Source organism: Anaerococcus lactolyticus ATCC 51172 (genome assembly GCF_000156575.1).
GTDB lineage: Bacteria > Bacillota > Clostridia > Tissierellales > Peptoniphilaceae > Anaerococcus > Anaerococcus lactolyticus.
Window position 1 is genome coordinate 1 of record NZ_GG666116.1, and the last position, 241, is coordinate 241.

Consider the following 241-nt stretch of genomic DNA (forward strand, 5'->3'; position numbering starts at 1 on the left):
CTGCCTGCGGCGGGTCGATCCGCAAAAGGTCCTCACCCTGATCCGCGAGCACCAGGTCAGCCACCTGTGCGGCGCGCCCATCGTGCTCAACGCCCTGATCAACATGCCCGACTCGGCCAAGGCCGCCATCGACCACCCGGTGCATGCCATGGTCGCCGGCGCCGCGCCACCGGCCAAGGTGATCGGCGCGGTGGAAGAGATGGGCATCCGCGTCACCCATGTCTACGGCCTCACCGAGGTC

At 68.9% G+C, this 241-nt stretch carries 1 protein-coding gene; it reads left to right on the top strand.

The window, feature by feature from the left end; genetic code table 11:
• Positions 1 to 241: AMP-binding protein (locus HMPREF0072_RS11485; RefSeq protein ID WP_004830596.1), on the top strand; the 241-nt coding region annotated here is incomplete at both ends.